Annotated in this window: 17 protein-coding genes and 5 pseudogenes; 12 read left to right on the forward strand and 10 right to left on the reverse strand. The window is 65.8% G+C overall.

Features of this window, described 5'->3' with window-relative positions:
* The first annotated feature begins 378 nt into the window (after positions 1-378).
* A complete protein-coding gene (locus tag GO592_RS10900; protein ID WP_039952288.1) occupies positions 379-762 on the forward strand; it encodes a hypothetical protein in 384 nt (127 codons plus the stop codon).
* Between the two features lie 146 nt (positions 763-908).
* On the opposite strand, the gene GO592_RS45795 is transcribed toward GO592_RS10900, so the two are convergent.
* Positions 909-1,040: a hypothetical protein gene (locus GO592_RS45795; RefSeq protein ID WP_272943284.1), complete on the reverse strand. Its 132-nt coding sequence runs from the start codon at positions 1,038-1,040 to the stop codon at positions 909-911.
* Between the two features lie 186 nt (positions 1,041-1,226).
* Between GO592_RS45795 and GO592_RS10905 the strand changes: the two are divergent.
* From GO592_RS10905 to GO592_RS10910, 3 genes and pseudogenes are all read left to right on the forward strand, one after another.
* Positions 1,227-3,583: pseudogene (locus GO592_RS10905) on the forward strand (arylsulfatase).
* A gap of 333 nt (positions 3,584-3,916) precedes the next feature.
* Positions 3,917-4,039, forward strand: coding sequence for a hypothetical protein (locus tag GO592_RS45800; protein ID WP_257225826.1), 123 nt, complete (start codon positions 3,917-3,919; stop codon positions 4,037-4,039).
* Positions 4,040-4,195: 156 nt separating this feature from the next.
* Positions 4,196-4,501, forward strand: a complete 306-nt coding sequence (locus GO592_RS10910; RefSeq protein ID WP_443218439.1) for a hypothetical protein — start codon at positions 4,196-4,198, stop codon at positions 4,499-4,501.
* Positions 4,502-4,781: 280 nt separating this feature from the next.
* Here GO592_RS10910 and GO592_RS10915 read toward each other — a convergent pair whose 3' ends face one another.
* Both GO592_RS10915 and GO592_RS10920 read right to left on the reverse strand, forming a co-directional pair.
* The gene (locus GO592_RS10915) at positions 4,782-4,961 is read right to left on the reverse strand and encodes a hypothetical protein (RefSeq protein WP_172650982.1); all 180 of its coding nucleotides are present in this window, start codon (positions 4,959-4,961) and stop codon (positions 4,782-4,784) included.
* Between the two features lie 2,458 nt (positions 4,962-7,419).
* Positions 7,420-7,569, reverse strand: a complete 150-nt coding sequence (locus GO592_RS10920; protein WP_167332386.1) for a hypothetical protein — start codon at positions 7,567-7,569, stop codon at positions 7,420-7,422.
* A 340-nt stretch (positions 7,570-7,909) separates the two neighbouring features.
* Between GO592_RS10920 and GO592_RS10925 the strand changes: the two genes are divergently transcribed.
* Entirely contained in the window at positions 7,910-8,794 is an 885-nt protein-coding gene (locus tag GO592_RS10925) for a class I SAM-dependent methyltransferase (protein WP_007299407.1), read from the forward strand.
* Between the two features lie 268 nt (positions 8,795-9,062).
* On the opposite strand, the gene GO592_RS10930 is transcribed toward GO592_RS10925, so the two are convergent.
* From GO592_RS10930 to GO592_RS10940, 3 genes are read right to left on the reverse strand one after another with little or no spacing between them, the layout of a single operon-like run.
* Positions 9,063-9,692: a cytochrome b gene (locus GO592_RS10930; RefSeq protein ID WP_007299408.1), complete on the reverse strand. Its 630-nt coding sequence runs from the start codon at positions 9,690-9,692 to the stop codon at positions 9,063-9,065.
* Complete coding sequence (locus GO592_RS10935; RefSeq protein WP_007299409.1) at positions 9,682-10,788, reverse strand: catalase family peroxidase; 1,107 nt, start codon at positions 10,786-10,788, stop codon at positions 9,682-9,684. The genes GO592_RS10930 and GO592_RS10935 overlap by 11 nt, the downstream gene beginning before the upstream one ends.
* On the reverse strand, positions 10,781-11,239 hold the full coding sequence (locus GO592_RS10940; protein ID WP_007299410.1) for a COG4315 family predicted lipoprotein: 459 nt from the start codon (positions 11,237-11,239) through the stop codon (positions 10,781-10,783). Before GO592_RS10940 ends, GO592_RS10935 begins: the two co-directional genes overlap by 8 nt.
* 209 nt (positions 11,240-11,448) lie before the next feature.
* Here GO592_RS10940 and GO592_RS10945 point away from each other — a divergent pair, with 209 nt between their 5' ends.
* Together GO592_RS10945 and GO592_RS10950 are read left to right on the forward strand one after the other, a co-directional pair.
* Positions 11,449-12,006 carry a sigma-70 family RNA polymerase sigma factor gene (locus tag GO592_RS10945; protein ID WP_007299411.1) on the forward strand — a complete coding sequence of 186 codons (558 nt, stop codon included), beginning with the start codon at positions 11,449-11,451 and terminating at the stop codon, positions 12,004-12,006.
* Complete coding sequence (locus tag GO592_RS10950; RefSeq protein WP_007299412.1) at positions 11,993-12,661, forward strand: zf-HC2 domain-containing protein; 669 nt, start codon at positions 11,993-11,995, stop codon at positions 12,659-12,661. Before GO592_RS10945 ends, GO592_RS10950 begins: the two co-directional genes overlap by 14 nt.
* A gap of 24 nt (positions 12,662-12,685) precedes the next feature.
* Here the strand turns inward: GO592_RS10950 and GO592_RS10955 are convergent, their stop codons facing one another.
* Entirely contained in the window at positions 12,686-13,258 is a 573-nt protein-coding gene (locus tag GO592_RS10955; RefSeq protein WP_007299413.1) for an amidohydrolase family protein, read from the reverse strand.
* A 68-nt stretch (positions 13,259-13,326) separates the two neighbouring features.
* Between GO592_RS10955 and GO592_RS10960 the strand changes: the two genes are divergently transcribed.
* Positions 13,327-13,524 (forward strand): FCD domain-containing protein, encoded by a 198-nt coding sequence (locus GO592_RS10960; RefSeq protein WP_007299414.1) that lies wholly within the window; start codon positions 13,327-13,329, stop codon positions 13,522-13,524.
* A 179-nt stretch (positions 13,525-13,703) separates the two neighbouring features.
* Here the strand turns inward: GO592_RS10960 and GO592_RS10965 are convergent, their stop codons facing one another.
* The gene (locus GO592_RS10965) at positions 13,704-13,964 is read right to left on the reverse strand and encodes a WhiB family transcriptional regulator (protein ID WP_007299415.1); all 261 of its coding nucleotides are present in this window, start codon (positions 13,962-13,964) and stop codon (positions 13,704-13,706) included.
* Between the two features lie 231 nt (positions 13,965-14,195).
* Here GO592_RS10965 and GO592_RS46490 point away from each other — a divergent pair.
* Positions 14,196-15,604, forward strand: a pseudogene (locus GO592_RS46490) (PLP-dependent cysteine synthase family protein).
* Between the two features lie 14 nt (positions 15,605-15,618).
* Here the strand turns inward: GO592_RS46490 and GO592_RS10975 are convergent.
* Complete coding sequence (locus GO592_RS10975) at positions 15,619-16,128, reverse strand: GNAT family N-acetyltransferase (RefSeq protein WP_039952325.1); 510 nt, start codon at positions 16,126-16,128, stop codon at positions 15,619-15,621.
* A 456-nt stretch (positions 16,129-16,584) separates the two neighbouring features.
* Between GO592_RS10975 and GO592_RS10980 the strand changes: the two are divergent.
* A pseudogene (locus GO592_RS10980) lies at positions 16,585-17,637 on the forward strand (LLM class flavin-dependent oxidoreductase).
* A gap of 161 nt (positions 17,638-17,798) precedes the next feature.
* Here GO592_RS10980 and GO592_RS10985 read toward each other — a convergent pair.
* Positions 17,799-18,159, reverse strand: a pseudogene (locus tag GO592_RS10985) (aldo/keto reductase); the annotation flags it as partial.
* Positions 18,160-18,363: 204 nt separating this feature from the next.
* On the opposite strand from GO592_RS10985, the pseudogene GO592_RS46495 reads away from it, so the two are divergent.
* Positions 18,364-18,909: pseudogene (locus GO592_RS46495) on the forward strand (class I SAM-dependent methyltransferase); the annotation flags it as partial.
* A gap of 532 nt (positions 18,910-19,441) precedes the next feature.
* Positions 19,442-19,645, forward strand: coding sequence for a cold-shock protein (locus GO592_RS10995; protein WP_005242781.1), 204 nt, complete (start codon positions 19,442-19,444; stop codon positions 19,643-19,645).
* Positions 19,646-19,763: the final 118 nt, after the last annotated feature.

The raw sequence follows: 19,763 nt of genomic DNA on the forward strand, positions 1-19,763 counted from the left end.
CGCCAGCCCACTCGCCGACGTTCGGGGCCCGACCGGGCGTACCCGGGCCATCGCCGCCGCGATCCGGACCGGTCTCGCCCGCGGCGACGATCCCGACAACATCGAGGAGCTGATCCGGTGTGCCGAAGCAGCCGGCCTGTCCATGTCGGAGTATGATCGCCTCCTGCCGTGCGTGTTCACCGTTCGGGGTTCGGCTTGCGGGACGGCGCGAAGCGGGCGACCCCAGAACCTGCGTCCTTCCGTCCAGAATGACCTTCCCGCGGTGCGGCGGATGAGTACTACATCGCCCTCGGTGGTCTTGCTTTGGGCGTTCGCACGTGAAGAGCGCAAGGGCGATTGCTATGGCGTCGAGGCGGGGAGCGCGAGAGGAGGCGACCGGTGGAGCTTCTTGTACGACTCTTCCTCGGCGTGCTCCTCGTTGCGCACGGCCTGGTCCACCTGATGTGGTTCGCACCCAGCGACGATCCGGCGTGGCCGTTCCGGCTCGACCGGTCATGGCTGATCTCGGAAGCGACCTGGAAACCGGTCGCGATTGCCCTCGTCGCGCTAACCGTCGCGGGGTTCGCGCTGCTCGCCCTCGCTGTATGGGGAGTACCGGGTTTGGCATCGATCTGGCCAGGGCTGGCGATCGGGTCCGCCGTCGCCTCGCTCATCGCCCTGGTGCTCTTCTGGGATCGTCAGCTCCTGTGGGGCGTTGCGATTGACGTCGCCCTCATCGTCGTGGCGTTGGGGCGTCCCGGCTGGACGGATCGCCTCGGATAGGCACGTCCGCGAGGCGTCCGGGCCGCGAGGATGCGTAACTCCGCCACTCCGGCCGGTTCACCGATGTCTGGGGCCACTCCGGCGGGCGGCGCCGCGTCCGTCGGGGAAGCAGTCCGCCGACGCCGCGGTGCATCCGGCAGCGGTTGTCACCGCGCCCAGGACTCGTCGGGCAGGGACAGGATGCGCAGGGCGAGGCCGGTCAACACGATGGCGAGGAAGGCTCCTCCCCGTGGACGATCCAGCCCTCCGATGGTTACCTCGTCCTCGACATCGAGCACGTCACCGGACGACGCTGACCCTGCCCCGGCTGGCAGGCGACCAACGATAAGACGGATAGCTGGCTGCAATGGTCCTCTCAGGTCGCCCGTTCCGGGATGAAACTGCTTTGCCGTTCGGCCCTAGCCATCGTCGGGGCTGGAGTGCTGTGGTGAGAAGGAGGGCCAACCCGATCAAGGAGCCAAATCATGGCTGTACCGTTCCGCGGAATCGTCAACGTCGACATTCGGGATTCGGTTCCGGATTGGGGTCCGTACGAGCAGCCGAAAGCTGCTCCGGGTTCGCCGAACGTGCTGTACATCGTGCTCGACGACGTGGGTTTCGGTGCGCTGGGGTGTTATGGCGGGCCGATCGAGACCCGAACATCGACCGGATCGCCGCGAACGGGCTGCGGTACGGGCAGTGGCACACCACCGCCCTGTGCTCCCCGACGCGATCCTGCCTGCTGACGGGACGTAACCACACCACCAACGGGATGGCGTGCATCAGTGAGGCGGCGGTCGGGTTCCCGGGCGCGAACGGGCACATTCCCCCGGAAGGCGCGACGCTCGCCGAGATCCTGGTCGAGCAGGGATTTTCCACCGCGATGGTCGGCAAGTGGCATCTGTGCGCCGAGGACGAGATGAACCTGGCCTCCACGAAGCGGAACTGGCCTATCGGCCGGGGTTTCGAGCGCTTCTACGGATTCCTCGGGGCCGAGACCAGCCAGTGGTATCCGGACCTGGTGCACGACAATCACCCGGTCGAGCAACCGGCCACCCCGGAGGAGGGTTACCACTTCGGTGTCGACATCACTGACCGGGCGCTCGAGTACTTCGGCGATGTCAAGGCAATCGCCCCGGACCGGCCGGTGTTCCTCTACTACGCCCCCGGATGTGCGCACGCTCCGCACCAGGCGCCGAAGGAGTGGACCGACCGGTATCGGGGCAGCTTCGACGCTGGGTACGAGGAGATGCGCGCGGAGATCCTGGACCGCCAGAAGGAGATGGGTCTGATACCGCCCGGCACCGAATTGCCCGCGCTCAATCCGATCGGCGGCCCAGAAACACGCAGCGGCCCTGAAGGAAAGCCGTTCCCTCTGATGGACTACACCCGCCCGTGGGAGAGCCTGTCCGGCGATGAGAAGCGGTTGTTCGCCCGGATGGCGGAGGTGTACGCGGGGTTCGTCTCGCACTGCGACGATCAGATCGGCCGATTGCTCGCATACCTCGAGGAGATCGAGCAACTCGACAACACCATCATCGTGCTGGTTTCCGACAACGGGGCCAGTGGCGAGGGCGGACCCAACGGTTCGGTGAATGAGAACAAGCTATTCAACGGTGTCCCGGACGATCTCGCCGAAAACCTGTCCCTGCTCGACGATTTGGGCAGCACCCGACCTACAACCATTACCCGAACGGGTGGGCGATGGCGTTCAACGCGCCGTTCAAGATGTGGAAACGTTACTCGTTCAACGGAGGCACCTGCGACCCGTGCATCATCTCCTGGCCGGCCGGCATCACCGCGCGCGGCGAAATCCGCGATCAGTACCACCACGCCACCGATGTGGTGCCGACGCTGCTCGACTGCCTCGGGATCGAACTCCCCGACACAGTCAAGGGATATACGCAGCACCCGATCCAGGGTGTCAGCATGCGCTACAGCTTCGACGCCGCCACCATTCCGACCGCGAAGCACACCCAGTTCTATTCGATGCTCGGCACCCGCGGGATCTGGCACGACGGCTGGAAAGCGGTCACCACACACCCGGCGATCAGTGGGTGGAGCCACTTCTCGGAAGACGCCTGGGAGCTCTATTACACCGAGACCGACCGATCCGAACTCCACGACCGCGCCGCCGAGGAACCCGGCAGACTCGCCGAACTGGTCGGACTGTGGTTCCACGAGGCCGGCGCGAACCAGGCGTTGCCGCTCGATGACCGCTTGCCCATCGAAATCCTGCTGACCCCTCGACCGCAGCTGACGCCGCCACGCAACCGCTACGTCTACCGGCCGGGCGGGGCAGAGGTGCCCGAATCACGTGGCGGTCAGCGTCCGTAACCGCTCGTACTCGATCGGAGCGCTCGTCGATATCCCCGGCCCGGGGGCGGCCGGAGTGTTGTTCTCGCACGGCGGACGTTTCGGTGGGCACGCTCTGTATGTCAAAGACAACCGGCTGCACTACGTGTACAACTTCCTCGGCAGCGAACAGCAGCTGATCCGAGCGGACGAGGAGTTGCCGACCGGTGAGAGCCTGATCCTGGCGGCGTCCTTCGACAAGGACGGTGAGAACCCACCCGGCCATGCTCACGGGGTCCTGAGTCTCTACTACGGTGACCGCAAGGTGGCCGAGGGCCGGATCCACACCCAGGCAGGAAAATTCGGGATCGGCGGCGAGGGACTCAACGCCGGACGCGACGCCGGCGAACCCGTCACCGACGACTATCCGGGTACCGCCCCGTGGGCGTTCACCGGCGGCACCTTGAACAGGGTCGCCGTCGACGTCAGTGGTGAGCCGTTCGTCGACCTCGAGCGTGAAGCAGCCGCCATGCTTTCCCTCGAGTAACGGCGGCGAACCGACGCGATGGGGTCGCGGCGAGCAGGAGAGAAACAGTCAACTGCCCCGGTCGACGGCCCATCGTGTCCGGCCACGGCATCGTCGACGAGGTTGGCCACTGGCGGAGTTACCAATCGACCGAATCCGTCTCCCACCGTGTGTTGTGCGCCCCGCCATGCACGATGCCCGACGTCAAGGGGTCGTTCAGCCCTATCGGACACCGAGGTGATCCTGCTGAAGTGGAGAGCAGGCACCACACACGTCCGAGGGGTCGGGTGTGGCCAAGCACCCGCTCGCGGTCGTGCCGCACACGCGCGTGAAGCCATCGCCACGATGACTCTCGTGTTCTGGAGGTACCCGTCGGAACTGGTCGTGATGGTCACCGTGGTGGCGCTGTTCCTGGTGGAACTGGTTCCCCGGCCTGCCCTGCTCACACATGGCACCCCACAAGAATCGACAATATGAGGAGGATGTGGCGAACATGACCGAAGAAATTGACGAGCTCGGTCCAGTCGACTGGATCGTGGTGGAGTTCCCCGGCAGCAAGTTCAACGGGGAAATCGCACCCGCACTCGTGACCTCGTCGAACGCGGAATAGTCCGTGTCCTGGATCTTCTACTTCTGAAGAAGGACATGGACGGGTCACTCGAAGCGTATGAGCTCTCCGACCTCGACGACAGTGAGATCGGCGAGTTGCGGTCCTACGAGACCGAGTTGGCGATGCTCCTCAGCGAGGACGACGTCGACGCGGTCGCCGCGGCGATCGACCCCGGAAGTACAGCGGCCGTGCTGGTATGGGAGAACACGTGGGCCGCACCGTTCGCGTCGGCCACGCGCCGCGCCGGTGGACAACTCGTGGCAAGTGGGCGCATCCCGGTGCAGGCCCTGCTGGCCGCAATCGAATCAGACGAGGAAGTCGGTGCCTGACATGCCTTTAGCGGCCAGACGTTTGCGCCGGGCAGCGGTGATCGGACCCGCCCCGGTCGCGCGTACCGCCACCACGGTCGCCACGGCGGCGGTGGTGGCACACGGAGTCAGGCGCCGTACCGATCGGCGAGACGATCGGCGGGACGACCGCAGGGACCGGCGGCGCTGAAAACTCAGGGCACCGGATGTGCTCACAGCGAATGAGTTCAACTCCGGGAAGGTCAGGATCCCGGCGTCGCAGCCGCGGCGTGCAAGATCTTTCACACGCAGTATGGCTTTGTCAGAAGCACCAATTGAGGCTGGCCGATCCCAGCGGTACACCGAAGCAGATCGTCACCGACCCGGCGGCAGGAGTCGCGGCGGGTACTGCCGGTGCGGCCGAAGCTGTGGGCGTGGTGAGGGCGCCGAGGGACAGGGTGATGGCAACCGCGGAGAGCGCGGCGGCAATTCGAGTAGACATTTTCAGGGTCCTTGGTGTGGTTGATGAATGAAACACAGTGCGCACCGGGCGGATCGGCACCCATCGAGAACAGGTGTTCACCGGTCCTGTGCGGGTACCCGCACCGAGCCCGATCAGCGTGGTCGGTCCTGCTGGTTCTCCGGCTCCTCCCGATCGGCGAACACCGCCTCGATACGGCTGGTGCTTTCGGACGTGCTGAACGATTCCCGGATGGGTACCGAGGAAGTCGGTCTGCCGTGGAGATGATCTGACGTCTCGTGTCTGCGTCAACTTTCGACCGAAATGGGGGGTGACATCGGGTCGTGGATCCGAGCGCGGTGCCATTCCCTGTAGTTTCGAGCGTCCCCTGTGCAGGAGTGACTGTTGTAGAGCACAAGGTCATCAACAGCGCCAGTGGGTGCGAAACAACGCTAGTGGCATCCCGTTTCCGTCGCTGCCCATTCACAGTCCTGAGCCCGGGCAAGCCCGACGATGAGAGCCCTCGGACAGCCTAGCGCCGACGCGGAGATACCCGGAACCACGGTGCGTCACGAGGACGAGACACGATCGGCTGTGGGCGTTGGGGATCAGAGGATCAGGCCGAAGTTGTCCTTCTCTCCTAGCGAGGGAGTTTACCGCCGGACGAGCATCGAAGGCGCGTCTCGATAGCGTTTCCTCGACCGGGGCACCCTGACCAGAACGAACCCGGTAGCCCCCGGTGGCATTCCCGTTCCAGGGGCGCTAAACGGAGCGGAGGCAACGTGTCGGTAACTGACTGAACTCGAGCCGCCTCCAGTCGTCCAGCTTGTCGAGAATCGATCGTTATCTAGTTCCATCCGTAGGGTGTCCTTGACGTTGAACTCGAACGAGTGAGACGCCCAGTCCTGCGTGGCGGATGTGGTTATCTGCCACCGTTCATTACGCAGATTGACTGGAGGTTCGATGCTTGTTCAGCGTGTGGTGCGGCCGTCGGTGCACGCTCGCCGATTTCAATATCGCGCATTCGAGTGCGGGCGTTGGTTCTGGCAGAGCCGATTCGGCGGCGGACCGATCGACTCGCCTGGTACCGATCCTCCCGAACTCCACCCGCCCGGGCGCAGAGAGATCGTCCGGGTTGGCGTCGGTGTGCGTCCGTGGGCCGCAGTGCCGATGGGCGGATCTGCTCTTGCTCGGGGATGGATCGGTGGGGGAGCTGACCTGGCTGGCACGGGCCGCCGACGAGATCGCCGAGCAGTACCGTGACCGCCGATAGCGACACACCCGAGCCGCCACGGCGCTGGAGCTGACCGGGGGAGCCCACCGAAGAAGCGGCACGGTGGTCTGTTTTTCGTGTGAGCGGTGTCGGGGCGCATGCAGTTGGATGCAGGTTTTCCGGAGGTGAGGCGCGCCGGTGCCCGGTGGTAGCGTCGCGCTGGCTGCAGGGGTGCGATCGAATGTCGCAGGGCACCGACGTTCCCGTCACCGGATCGTCAGGCCATCCGGGTTAGTCCGCTCAGCGCGCCGGAACGACTGCACATGATCGCCGCAGACCGATAAGTGCGCCATCCGCACGCCTCCGGCGACCGCGATCGGCGCAGCAGCGGGGTGAGTACGGCGGTGACCGGACCTGCTCTAGAGCACACCGGTGGGGGTGTGTGAGCCGCGGTCTCGTCGGGTCGGGTCGGGATGCCGGTGCCGGGCAGACGGCCGGGCACCGGAATCGGGCCCGCCAGGGGGCGTTCTGCGCCGCGGTGATGGGGCGGAGATCGCCTGCTTTGCACCGCTCTCGCTGATGTATTCCAAGCGTGCGGTGCAGGCGCTGACCGAACCCGACAGCTGGGACGACCGGCTCGATGCCGAGTTCGATCAGTGCTGGACCAGCGCGGACTTCGCTGAGAGGCAGCTTGCCCGAGCCGAGAACCGTGTGCCGAAATTCGTGGGAAGTGAGGATGCACCCATGAAGGCTGCACCATTCTTAAAGCCGTCCCTCCAGCATCGCCGAGGCCGTCAAAATTCTGGAGTCCGCGGGCGGCGAGGGGCAAGGTCCTGACCGGGGGACAGAGTCTTGTCCCGGTCCTGGCGATGCGCCTCGGGCGTGTGAACTTACCTGATGGATTCGATGAGATCGATGCCGAAGTGCTCGAAAACTCTCGTTTCTTCCCCTGTCCTGCGGACTGGGCTTCGTAAGGCGCCGGGTCCGGACCTCTGCAGCAGCCGGATTGCATTCCGGATCGTCGCAGCTCGTCGAGATCACCATGCTGCTCGGTCAACGTGAGCGGCTCGAGACCACAGTCGTCGATTTCGATCGAGCGGTTCAACTGATCCGCGAGACTGTCGGCGCACTGTTGGACATCGTTCCATCCGTAAACTTGCCGGTCGTCATCCCGAGATGCGGGGCATCTCTGCTTGTGCTGCAACGTTTTCGAGTGCGACGCGCGGCGGGGGAGCGGACGGACACGTCACGCGGTGTTCCATCCGATTCCCTCGTCGGGCGATTTCGTCAGTTCGTGACCGCGGGGCGGGTGGGCCTGCGGTCGTCGGCGAACATGGCCTCGATCCTCGACTTGATCTCCGCGGTGCTCATCGTGCCGCTGTGCCGGGGCGTCTGCCGTCCGGTGGGAGTCGTCGGGGCAAACGAGGTTGTCGCCATGTGTCCTGCTTTCGTCGGTTACCGATATGTGTGCCTCACGGTCACGGTTGTGATCTGGTTCACATCGTGGCCGACTATGTTGTACACCACATGTTCGGTCCTGTGCCACTCGGCCTGGTCGCGTCGGTCTTGTCCGAGGATGGGACAAAGCGGGTGCTGGTCGGCGAATCGGCTCCGGCTGATTCCGATGGCCCCGAGCGTAGAATTGCGCGGGTTCGGTCGATCACGCTGGGCCCGGATTTCGGTGAGGCCTCGCCGAACTTCTCTGGCCTCGTCGCCGCTCTGCCCTGCTCGATCGTCGGCTCCGGTTCTGCGACGAGTTCGGGAGGGTGCTTCAGCGATGCGAACTGATGGAGACAGTTGGGACATCGTCAGTAGCGTGGGCCTGACCGCGTTGGGAGTGGCGACCTTCCGGGCGTTGGAGACAGTTCGCCCCGACGCGTTGATCCAGGACGACTTCGCGCGGTGGTTCGTCGAAGCGGCGGGTGAACCGCATTTCACCGGGCTGTTGGCCGACCCGTCGTCCCTCGGGGACATGCCGGTCTCGGGTTTCATGGGTAGTCGGACCAGATTCTTCGACGAGTTCTTCTCGACGGCTACGAGCGCGGGCGTGTCGCAGGCGGTGATCCTCGCGGCCGGGTTGGACGCACGGGCGTATCGCTTGGACTGGCCGACCGGCACGACGGTCTTCGAGGTGGACCAACCGCAGGTGCTGGAATTCAAAGAGGAGGTCCTCGCCGATCATGGGGCCAGAGCGAAGGCAGATCGTCGCCCGGTGGCCGTCGATCTGCGAGACGACTGGCCTGCCGCGCTCCACGCTGCAGGCTTCGACCCTGGTAAGCCGACCGCCTGGTCGGTGGAGGGGCTGCTGGCGTACCTCCCGGGGGCGGCGCACGACGCGCTGTTCGAGCGGATCGACCAACTGTCCAGCCCCGGCAGCCACCTTGCCGTGGACAACTTCGCGGCGGGAACCGACCTGCAACGCTTCGATGCCATCAGAGCGAAGTATTCCGCCAATAATCCGTTCGGCGACATCGACATCTCCGAGCTGTTCTACGGTGACGAGCGGGCCGATCCGGTGCAGTGGTTGACCGGGCACGGCTGGTCGGTGCGGCGGTCCAATTCGCTCGAGCTGGCGGCTGCCTACGGGCGGCCGGTTCGGGACCTCCCCGAAGAACTTGTCGATCTCTCGAAGCGATCGACGTACCTGACGGCGGTCAAGTAGCCCACTGCCCAGCTCGCAGCGATGAACCGCAGAGGCGAGGCATTGCGGTGGACCGCCATCCGCGCGTACATTGGTAGTTGCGGATCGAGAGAGTAATCGGCAACGGTGAAACACTCGAGAAGCAGAGATCCGGCCGAGAATGTGAGAGCATTCCCGGCCGAACCCCTGTCTGGGGCATGTTCCCGCTCATCGACTCGCCAAACTGGTGCTCCATTGCGCTACCGCCACGAGTCGCACGCCGGTCTCGGCCTCGATGCTGCGGGCATTGCTATTCTCGATCCTGCTCTGCTGCAATATCATCGACGATCCTCGCAGGTGCCGGTCGGGACGCGGTAGGCGAGGACTTTCGGCGAGTGCGCCACGGTGCCATCCGGTCGAGGAGCCTGTCGTTCAGGACCAGCACATGAAAGAGGACGGCGGACATGTGTGCGGTGAAGGTGAAGAACAGAAGGTAGGCGAATGCGGTGTGAGCTTGTCTCAACAACGCGTAGACGCTGGGATCGGGTGCAAGCAGCGGGGGCAAGTGCAGATGCTGGTAGAGGATGATCGGGTAGCCGCCGGCCGAGAGCATGGCCCACCCGGTGAGTGGCTGGATCACAAGCAGCGCATAGAGCAGGTACTCCGACGCGGTTGCGACCCGGCGCTCGACCGGTCTCATGATGGCGGGTGGTGCGGGCGTGCGGCACACCAGCCGATTGCCGATTCGGACGATCACCAGGGCGAGGATCGCGGCGCCCAACGGGACGTGCACCGAGCGCAGCAGATGGTAGTGGTCGAGGGTCGTCACCATGACGGCGCCGACGAGCAGTTGTGCGATCACCATGACCACCATCGCCCAATGCAGCAACCGGACGGTCGGCGCGAACCGGAGCGGGTGGTCGGTCGGGTCAGCGGTCATCGCGCACCCCATCCACATCGACGAGGGCCGGTGTTTTGGGCTCCCCGGACCGGCGGGTGAACGATTCGGTGTAGACCGCGGACCGGGCGCTGAGCAGGGGATCGTCCGAGGGCGCAATGCCCGTTGGGAGGATGAGCGGGTCGAAGTTGAGGTCCCGCGCGGTGTGCGGCGCTTCTGTCTGGACCGCGTCGATGGTCACGGTGCCGACCTCGAGGACCTGCCGGGTCGGCGGCCACGGCCGGGTGGCGTCGTCGGTCCGATCGCCGGGTTGACCGATCGTGAGCAACATCCGCCACCGCAACGGCCCACGCGAGACTGCCGCGGTGAGTGTGTCGAAGAGGTAATCGCGCCCCGGCAGCGGCGGCAGGCCGGGGGAGCGGGCCGGTTGCTCAGGGGCCAGTGTCCATCGCACCGGAACGGTGACTCCGGTGTCGTTGGTGCAATGGAAGGCGTTGAGACCGTAGAAGGTGCTGTCGTCGAATCCGGAGGTCGGTGGATGCTGTCGGATGAGGTTCATCGCCGCCGCGGTCTCGGGATGGCGGGAGAGAAACGCCGCCATGCGACCCGGATCGGGCTTGTCGGTGGCCGGGTCCGTTTTCGATGCGAGCAACCGCTCGTAGAAGCCGTCTGGTGTCCGGTCGGGGAACACGGGGGTGTTGACCATCGCGGTGCGCCACTGCTCGCCATCGGGGAGGTCGAACGCCAACCCCAGCCCGCGGACCGTGGCGTCGGCGTCCGGAGTGGACGGATTCCCGCCCGAGAGTGAGAACCGGCCGGTCACCGGGATCCGGCCGACCCGGAAAACGCTGGCCGTGGAGACCGCGGACCCGGCGCCGGTGGCGGTGAAATATCCGGTCGCGCCGACTCCTTTGGCGTGATTGCGCCGGAACCCGTCGTGGTGCCCGGCGACCTCCTCGAACCGGTCGGTCAGCCGTGCCGGGGTCAAAGCGTCGGTGTCCAGAGTCCCCGCCGCACAGACGAACCCGCCGACGTCCACTGCCGCGATCGCGCCGACCGCGGCCAGGCCGAGCAGCGCACTGCGCCGACTGACCGCCGGGCGTGGCGCCCCAACTGGGGGTGCGGTGGCGTCATCCATGGGCGGAGTCGACCGTCACCACGTGCCAGGTTCCCTTGATGCCGTCGCCGCGCGTCTGCCCGGGGGCGGTGTCTTTCGCGAACCGGTAGAGCGGGTGGCCGTCGTAGGTGATTTGGACGGTTCCGTCCGGCCGCGTCGTGGCACCCGTGCGGGCGGCGAGGGTGGCGTCGGGCCGGGGTGCTCCGAGCGAGGGCGGCCAGATCTCGGCGCAGGGGCCGGTGCACCGGATGGAGCCGGGGGTGTCCTCATCGAATCGGTAGAGCGCCAAACCGTCTCCGTCGGTGAGCACCGTGCCGACGGCGGTGTCCCGGGTGCCGAGCTCCACCTGCCCGGCGGCAGCCGGGGTCGCCGACGGCTGAGTCTGGGCGTCGTCAGTGGCGGTGCCGCACGCCGACATCAGCGCGATCGCGGTGCCGGCGCCGGCCGCCGCAAGGATCGATTTGTTCAGCATCTTCGGAGGTCTCCATTCGTTCGTTCCCGTGTGCCGGATCGTTCGGCGCTGGGGAGTACGGATGGTCGACGATCCGCGTTCACCTGCCGGAGCCGCCTCCGCGCACCGGAGTGGCAGGATTCGAGATGAACGCCGCGCCGCCCGCGCCCGTACTCCTCGGTGGGTGTCGGGTGAGCCGACGCCGTATCCGGTGTTTCGGGAGGTGAGTGGTGCGGCTTCGTATCGTGCGCACACGCGGGGACCAGTCCGAGGGCGGTTTGGATGACGAAACGGTGTTGCGGGCCGCCTACGACGAACACGGAAGGGAACTGTTCGCCCTCGCCTACCGCTCCCTCGGAGACCGGGGTCGCGCGGAGGAGGCGGTACAAGAGACGTTTCTTCGGGCGTGGCGGCGCGCGGACCGGTTCGACCCGCGACGCGCTACGCTCCGGACCTGGCTGTATGCGATCTGCCGCAACGTGGTGATCGACGCGATCCGGGCTCGTGCCGCCCGACCCGAGCTGGCCGACGCTGCACCACCAGAGCTGCCCGCACCCGAGCGTCCCCTCGAACAACTGCTGGTGGGGCTCGAGATGGAGGAGGTGCTGCGGCGGCTGTCACATCAGCACCGCTGCGTCCTGGTCGAGATTCACCTGCGTGACCGACCCGCCGCCGAGGTGGCCGCACAGCTCGGCATTCCCGTGGGCACCGTCCGCAGTCGTGTGTACTACGCGCTGAAAGCTCTCCGGCTCGTACTCGAAGAAATGGGGTGGCATGGTGACCACTGACCGCTGCCAGCAGATGCGCACCATGTTGGGGATGTACGCGCTCGGTCGCCTCGACGACCGCGAGACGATCACGCTTCGCGCCCACCTCGACGGCTGCCCGGACTGCCGCACCGAGTTGCGTCTGCTGACACCGGTCGCGGCCGCCCTGTCTGCGGCGGACCCGGACCGGCTCACCGAACCTGCGCCCCGGCCGTCGTCGACGCTGCCCGACGCGATCTTCGGGGCCGTAGACCGCGAACGCGGACGGAAGCGGTACCACCGGATCGTAGTCGGCGCCGCGGCCGTCGTGATCGCCGTCGGCCTGGTGACCGGCGGGTACTTCCTGCGCGGGGGCACCTCGACTGCCCCGCCCGGGCAGCCGGTGGCATTCACGGTGCTCGCCGCAGGTGTGGACGCCTCCGCGCGGGTGGAGAACCGGGCGTGGGGAACCGGAATCAGCCTCGACGTCGCCGGACTTCCGCAGGGCCGCACCTACAACGTCTGGCTCCAACGCTCCGACGGAAGTCGCATGAATGCCGGCAGTTTCATCGCCGGCGGCGACAAGACGATGTCGATGCAGTTGGCGGTGGGGCTGCCGATGTCGGATGCGACGATGCTCGGGGTGAGCGCCCCGGGCGACGACCGGACCCTGCTGCAAGCGCCCCTGCGGTCCTGACCGACACCAATCCTCGTGGACGACTCAGAGGAGCCGGCCGTCGCGGGCGACGACCCGTCCGGCCCGCACCACCGTGTCCCGACGGGGGAGTCGACGACGATCTGCCGGCACGCATTCTCCGTCCCGCAACATGAAGTCGGCGGGTGAACCCGGTTGCAGGTCGACCCGCGGTAGCCCCATGACGGCAGCACCGCCGTCGGCGGCGAGCTCGAAACACGGCTCGAGATCCTCGTCGAGGCTCGCGTCGAGTGCCCAGCCGAGCAGCCATGCGCGGTGGAGCATGTCCGCGTTACCGAATGGGCTCCAGTTGTTGCGAACGCCATCCGACCCGAGCCCGACCCGGACACCTCGCTGCGCCAGGCGCCGGAAGGGCAAGACAGTTGTTGCCGACAGCGCGGCCGTCGTCAGTGCGATGTCCGCCTCCGCCCGCAGGTCCGCTGCCGAATCCCGGCTTTGGCAGGACAACTCAGCTACGGCGAAGGCGTGGCTGGCCGTGACCCGGCCGTGTAAGCCGGCGGCTCTGGTTCGCTCGGCGATGTCGGTGAGAGTCGCGGTACCCGTCTCGCCGGTGTCGTGGAGGTGGATGTCGATCGGCAATCCGTGTCTTTCGGCGATCCCGAAGACCGTGTCGAGTTGGCGGGGCCTCCTCCTGTTCCACCGGGGGTGTGGTCGAATCCGGCCGGGTCGATCCCACCGATCACGTCGACCAAGCCGCTGTCGGCGGCCATCTCGAGCACGAGCAGCTGTACCAGGCGCTCCGAGCTCGCGACGCCGACGGAGCAGAAGGACTGGCCCGCCGACACGTCGTGGGTACCCGGGTTGAAGCCCTCCGATCCCTGGCCGCCGAGACCGAGACGACCTGAGGCGCCCCGCGTAGCACGCGGGCAACCACGGTCTCTCCTACGACTGCGAGATTCGAACGTACCTGTCTAGCCGATCAGGACCACGAAACCTACTCGCCGCGAATATAACTCGGCTGAAGGATCCGGCAGGACGGTCGAGCCGAGCCGCTCGTGTGAGAATGCCCGGCGCGGGCGTTCGCTCACCGGCCCAGTCGTGCGAGCCGTTCGCCCGGTGTCGTCGCACCCCAGACGCCGTGCTGTTGGCTGGTGTTGAGGGCATACTCGAGGCATTCCTCCACCACCGCGCAGCCGCGGCAGAACTCCTTGGCGAGATCTTCGCGCTCGGAGCGAGCGTTTCTTCGTTCGGCGTCCGCCGGGAAGAAGATCTCCGCGTCCGCTTCATGGCAACGCGCGGCCAATCGCCACTGCCACAACTCGGTGTCGTGAGGATGCAGTGTCATAACCGGTGTCGACATCTTTCGACTACCCCCTTCGCTCTCGGTCGCCCCGAATTACAGCCCATTCGGCAACACACGAGAAGAATTCGAATCTCCAGGATTTCGGGGTGAACTCGCTGCGCCGTTCGTGCCGAGCCACTGAAGATCTGATCGGCGTGACGCGAATCCTGTTGTTCGACGCTGCTCTTGCGATGCTGACCGGGCGACACCCGGGCGGACTCGAAAGGCAGACGCATGACCATCTTCGATCCCCCAGGCGACGCTGCGAGCCTCGGAGTCTACGACTCGATCACCGACGCCATCGGCAACACACCCCTCGTCCGGTTGAACCGGGTAACCGGAAGTATCTCCGCGACGGTGTATGCCAAGCTCGAGTTCCTCAACCCCGGCGGAAGTGTGAAGGATCGCGCCGCCCTGGCCATGATCCACGCGGCCGAGGAATCCGGGGAGCTCCCGCCCGGAGGCACCGTCGTGGAAGGCACGTCGGGCAACACCGGAGTCGGGTTGACGTTGGTCGCCGCCGCTCGGGGATACCGTTCCGTAGTCGTGGTACCCGACAAGACGAGCGTCGAGAAGATCGCGTTGCTGCGGGCGCACGGGGCGCCAGGTTCATGTGACACCGGGCGGCAGGCCCAGCCACCATCCCGAGTTCGTACGCAACGTGGCCACTCGTCTCGCGGCGGAGATCCCCGGCGGCTGACTCGCCGGCCAGTACGACAACCCGGCCAATCCCGACGCGCACCGCACCACGACAGGTCCGGAGATCTGGCGTCAGACCCAGGGCCGAGTCACTCATTTCGTCGCCGGTGTCGGAACCGGTGGGACCATCACGGGGACGGGGGAGTTCCTGACGAAGATCTCCGGCGGGGCCGTGCAGATCATCGGCGCGGATCCGGAGACCTCCGTATACGGCGGGGGAGACGGACGGGCCTGGTACATCGAATCCGTGGGCCATTTTCTGCACCCGCAGACCGAGCAGGACGAGTGACCGGATTCCTATCACCCGGACGTCGTCGACCGTCTCGAGCGGATCACGGACATCGAGGCGCTCACGGTGCTGCACCGCCTCGCCCGGGAGGAAGGACTCCTCGTCGGAGGTTCCGCCGGCACCGCGGTCGCCGCCGCCCTGCGGGTCGCGCGGACCCTCGGCCCGGACGACGTCGTGGTCGTGATCGTCCCGGACTCGGGCCGGGCCTACCTGTCGAAGTACTTCGACAACGAGTGGCTGGGACGGCTGGGCTTCCCGCTCTACCACGCAGCGACCGGACCCGTTGTGCGTGACGCACGGGGCGGCCGGGGAAGCGCACCCCGGGCAATGCTGCCACCGCAACCGTCGCGGAGGCGCGTGAGTTGCTCGCGGACACCCAGGTGCTACCCGTCGCGCTGGCGCGCCCGGTCACCGGTCCGATCGTGGTCGCGGAGATCCTGGGATCCGTCAGTGCCGCGTCACTGACGCACGTCCGGACGACGACCCGATCGGCGTGCACATCGATCAGCCGTTGCCCGTCGTGGGAGTCACCGAAGAGTTGTCGGTGGCAGTGCAACGAATCGGGGGGCACCGAGGGCCGGTGATCGTGTCCGAGAACGGGCGAGCCGTGGCGTTGGTCGACGCCGACGTCGTCCGCACCTCGCCTGTGGCGTGAAGTGCGGTGATCCGTCACCCGTGATCGAACACCTTCTCGTAGCAATTCGAGAAGGGCAAGATCTCGTATGGGGAGAAGTTCGGAATCCGTGAGTAGCCACTCTTCTCGTACAGCCTGACCGCATCGGGTTGCCGGTCGCCTGTCTGGAGTATCAGGCGTGGGCGCCCCGCCTTCCTTGCGGAATCCTCGACCGTGCTCAACAACGCTGTCGACACTCCGGTTCCGCGATGTTCCACTGTGACGAACATCCGTTTCAACTCCAGGTCGTCGCCGTTCCACCTGAGCGCGGCGTGACCGACTGCTTCTCGTTTGTCGGTGGCCCCCGCGGCGGTGTACACCACCACTGTGAGGAAAACGGACGTCGGGTCAACCGCATTGGTGGCGGCGCGGTCTGCAGTCGATACTCGGGCGGAGTATCGCGGCCCCACTTCGCGGGCCATGGCCGCTCGCAATGCCTCCGCATCGGGATCGAACCAAGGCACCTCGGTTACGTGAAGTTGCGAGAGTGCTAATTCAGAGGTCATTCACATTCTCCGTCGATGACAACGCAGTTTCGGTAGATGCTTCCCGATCTTCATTCGGGCTTCGAGGGTTGACATCAACATGACGCCAACGGTGTCCAGCAATCTCTGCTCGCTACCGATGAAGGTGCAGGTGCATCGATATTTGCGATCTGGAGGAATTTATTTCCAGTTGTGTCGAACTGTCGCACGTCAGGCCCTGTTTCTCGTCGTGGAGGACGCAGGGCATGGACGTTCGACGGTGACAACCGGGGTTAGTCTCGCAATGTTCGAATGCCGGTCCCGTCATCCAGTCGGGTGATGAGGCGTCCCTCGGGGGGCAATAGTAGGGAATGGACGCAATCGTAGCGGCGCACACGGCTGTCGGTCCGGACGCGCCCTCCGCCCAATCGTTGGAGACGGCACGATTCGCCGATCTCAGCCTGCCGATCACCGACGTCGAACAGGAATTACCACCTCATGAGTCTCGAATTCCTCTGGTACATACCGAATCAGGTCACCACGGCGATGCCGTCACGGTTGACCACAACAGTCTGGACACCCTCACGAGCCAGGCGAAGGCCCTCGAGGACCACGGCTGGAAAGGGGGCTTGATCGGCACCGGTTGGGTCGACCGGACACGCTCACCGTCGCCGCCTCCCTTGCGGCCAGGACGGCGACATTCGAGCCGCTCATCGCAATCCGGCCGGGGTACGGGCAACTGGCTCACTTCGCCTCCGCCGTCGCTACTCTCGACCATCTGACCGGCGGCCGGGTTCGGATCAACGTCGTGTCCGGGAAAGACAACCTCGGAGCCTACGGCGAACACGAGAGCGACCAGGCCCACCGTTACGTCCGCACCAAGGAGTTCCTCCAGCTCGTCCGCAAGCTGTGGACGGAGGAGAACGTCACCTACCGGGGTGAGCACTTCCAGGTCACCGATTCCACAGTGCTGCCCCGGATCCCACCACGCGGAGATCGGACCCACCCGACGCTCTACTTCGGTGGCGCGTCCGAAGCCGCCGAGCGTGTTGCGGCGACCGAGGCCGACGTTCAGCTCTTCTGGGGTGAGCCGCTCGCGGGGGTGCAGGAGCGGATCGAACGGTTGCGGTCATTGAGCGAGGAACTCGGCCGAGCGCATGCGCCGCTCGAGTTCGGCCTGCGGATCACCACCTTCGTCCGGGACACGACCGAGCAGGCCTGGGCCGAGGCAGAGGCGAAAGTAGCGGAGATGGCGAAGAATCAGGGTGCGCCTCCACAGAATCCGCATCGCCAGACCGCCGTTGGACAGCAGCGACTCCTCGACCTGGCGACGCGGGGCGACGTGCTCGACGACAACCTGTACACCGCACCCGGAAGGTCGGTGGCGGCGGCGCGGGCACCACCTGGCTCGTCGGCTCCCCGGAGGACGTCGCGAAGTCGCTGCGCAAGTACCAGGACCTCGGCATCACCCACTTCGTACTCTCCGACACCCAGTATCTGCCGGAGATCGAGCGTCAGGGCAACCAGCTGCTGCCGTTACTGCGGGAATGAGCCGGGGGGCGCTACTTGCGCTTCCCGCAACAGGTTTGCGCAAACGGTGACAGTCACCCGCCCGCGCTGTCGGCGCGAGCGGGTGACTGGTTGTCATCGGGTGGTGGCTCTGTCACACAACGAATCCCAGCGGACGAAGCACGCCGGAATCTTCACGTCGGTCAGAGCCTGAGTTCGGTTCCGTGCACGCCGTGTTCCTCGATGAGGGCGAGTTCTTCGTCGGTGAGCGGCGGGAAGTTCAGGGCCGCGATATTGTGGTCGAGCTGCTCGGTCGAACTGGCTCCGATCAGTGCCGAGGTGACCTCCTGCCGCCGCAGTACCCACTGCAACGCGAGCTGTGCAAGTGACTGGCCACGGGCCTCGGCAATCCTGTTGAGCTCGGCGGTGCGCTGCCGGTAGGTTTCGTCGATCACATCCGGCGTCAGGAACGTGCTGTTCTGTGCTCGTGCGCGCTCGGGGAATCGACTCCAGGTACTTGTCCGTCAGCAGACCCTGCGCCAGGGGTGAATACACGATCAGCCCGGTTGTTGCGGGGGTCGGTGGTGTATCTGGCCAGGCTGTCCGTCCGGGGAATCGCCACGATCCACCGAGTTGTAAAGAAGCCCGCCGCTCACTGTGTTTCGTTCATCGGTGACGGACTCGAATGAGTTAGTCGGTGACCGACGGACGGTTTCGGTGTCGGCTCGGTACCGGGGCGACGGCGCGGCGACACGCGTGGTCGGATCCATGCGAACACAGTCACCGAACGGAGACGGAAAGGGAATCGTTCGGATCGTGCAGATTCTCTGGAAAGACTCCCCGCTGACGTCCTGCCGATCGTCGAGGACTTCGCGGCACTATCTTGGGGTGGTGGGCGAGGATGACACCTGGGCCGGTTTGGCCGACCAGTTTGCGGACGAGGCGTATGCCTCGGTGAAGGGGCGCGTGCGAACCTATGTGCTGCACCAGCAGCTGCTGGAGCATTTGCCGGCCCCTCCAGCCCCTGTGCTCGATGTCGGCGGAGGCGCGGGCCATCAATCGTTCCTGCTGGCCCAAGCCGGTTACGACGTGACGTTGCTCGACCCGTCGTCGGCGATGCTGGACAAGGCTCGACAGCGACTCCAGCGGCTGCCTGGAGAGGTCCAGCGACGGGTGACGCTCGTGGAGGCCGACGGCGAGAACGCCGATGAGGCGGTGAATGGTCAACGCTTTGCCGCCGTGTTGTGTCATGGCGTGCTCGGGTACCTGGAGCATCCGGAGCCGTTGGTCGACCAGCTGTGCAGGTGCGCTGCCGCGGGTGGCGTCGTCTCGATCATGACGGGCAACGCCAATGCGATGGCAGTGCGACCGGCCTTGGAACAACGGTGGGACGACGCTCTGGCATCGTTTGACGCGAGGGGCGAGATCGGGGTGCTGGGAGTGCCGACTCGTGCCCATACGGTGGAGGAACTCAGCGAAGTCGTGCAGAGCCGCGGCGTGGAGCCAGTGCGATGGTACGGGGTGTGGATGTTCGTCGACTGGCTCGATTTCAGTGGAGCGGGGTTGGACCCGAGCGATTCACAGCAGGTGGAGGCGGCGGCAGCAGTCGAACTCGAGGCCAGCCGACGAGACCCCTACCGCCAACTCAGCCGCGTCTTCCATCTCGTGGGACGCAAAAGTTTGAGCTGACGGGACAACGGCACCATCGGTACGCCACCACAAAGTCATCGCCGATGCACGCAAATCCGGTGCGCGGTCTTCGTGTCGACATCGAGATGGCAGGATCAAGTCATCGAGATCGGAACCTCGATGTGAGGGTCCGGATCGAGATCGAGGGAGTATCGGCATGGCACAGGGCATTGTGAAGTGGTTCAACGGTGAGAAGGGCTTCGGTTTCATCGCACCCGACGACGGAACTCCGGACGTTTTCGTGCATTACTCGGAAATCTCGGGCAGCGGTTTCAAGTCGCTCGATGAGAACCAGCGCGTGGAGTTCGAGGTCGGCCAGGGGCAGAAGGGCCCGCAGGCCACGAACGTGCGCTCTGTCTGACCAGTGCCACGTGGGGACCGCATCCGATGGGTGCGGTCCCCGCTTCTGTCGCCGGATGGGTATCCGGTCAAGGCCCCGATATCGAACTGCACGCCGAGGGCGCTGAATTCCGGAGTCG

Source organism: Rhodococcus sp. 21391, assembly GCF_016772255.1.
In the GTDB taxonomy this organism is placed as follows: domain Bacteria; phylum Actinomycetota; class Actinomycetes; order Mycobacteriales; family Mycobacteriaceae; genus Rhodococcus_F; species Rhodococcus_F opacus.

What these genes read in the sequence shown, in the direction of transcription:
- GO592_RS10915 (WP_172650982.1), bottom strand. Translation starts at nt 4,961, where the DNA reads ATGTCTACTCGAATTGCCGCCGCGCTCTCCGCGGTTGCCATCACCCTG.
- GO592_RS10920 (WP_167332386.1), bottom strand. Translation starts at nt 7,569, where the DNA reads ATGGCGACAACCTCGTTTGCCCCGACGACTCCCACCGGACGGCAGACG.
- GO592_RS10925 (WP_007299407.1), top strand. Translation starts at nt 7,910, where the DNA reads ATGCGAACTGATGGAGACAGTTGGGACATCGTCAGTAGCGTGGGCCTG.
- GO592_RS10930 (WP_007299408.1), bottom strand. Translation starts at nt 9,692, where the DNA reads ATGACCGCTGACCCGACCGACCACCCGCTCCGGTTCGCGCCGACCGTC.
- GO592_RS10935 (WP_007299409.1), bottom strand. Translation starts at nt 10,788, where the DNA reads ATGGATGACGCCACCGCACCCCCAGTTGGGGCGCCACGCCCGGCGGTC.
- GO592_RS10940 (WP_007299410.1), bottom strand. Translation starts at nt 11,239, where the DNA reads ATGCTGAACAAATCGATCCTTGCGGCGGCCGGCGCCGGCACCGCGATC.
- GO592_RS10950 (WP_007299412.1), top strand. Translation starts at nt 11,993, where the DNA reads ATGGTGACCACTGACCGCTGCCAGCAGATGCGCACCATGTTGGGGATG.
- GO592_RS10965 (WP_007299415.1), bottom strand. Translation starts at nt 13,964, where the DNA reads ATGACACTGCATCCTCACGACACCGAGTTGTGGCAGTGGCGATTGGCC.
- GO592_RS10975 (WP_039952325.1), bottom strand. Translation starts at nt 16,128, where the DNA reads ATGACCTCTGAATTAGCACTCTCGCAACTTCACGTAACCGAGGTGCCT.
- GO592_RS10995 (WP_005242781.1), top strand. Translation starts at nt 19,442, where the DNA reads ATGGCACAGGGCATTGTGAAGTGGTTCAACGGTGAGAAGGGCTTCGGT.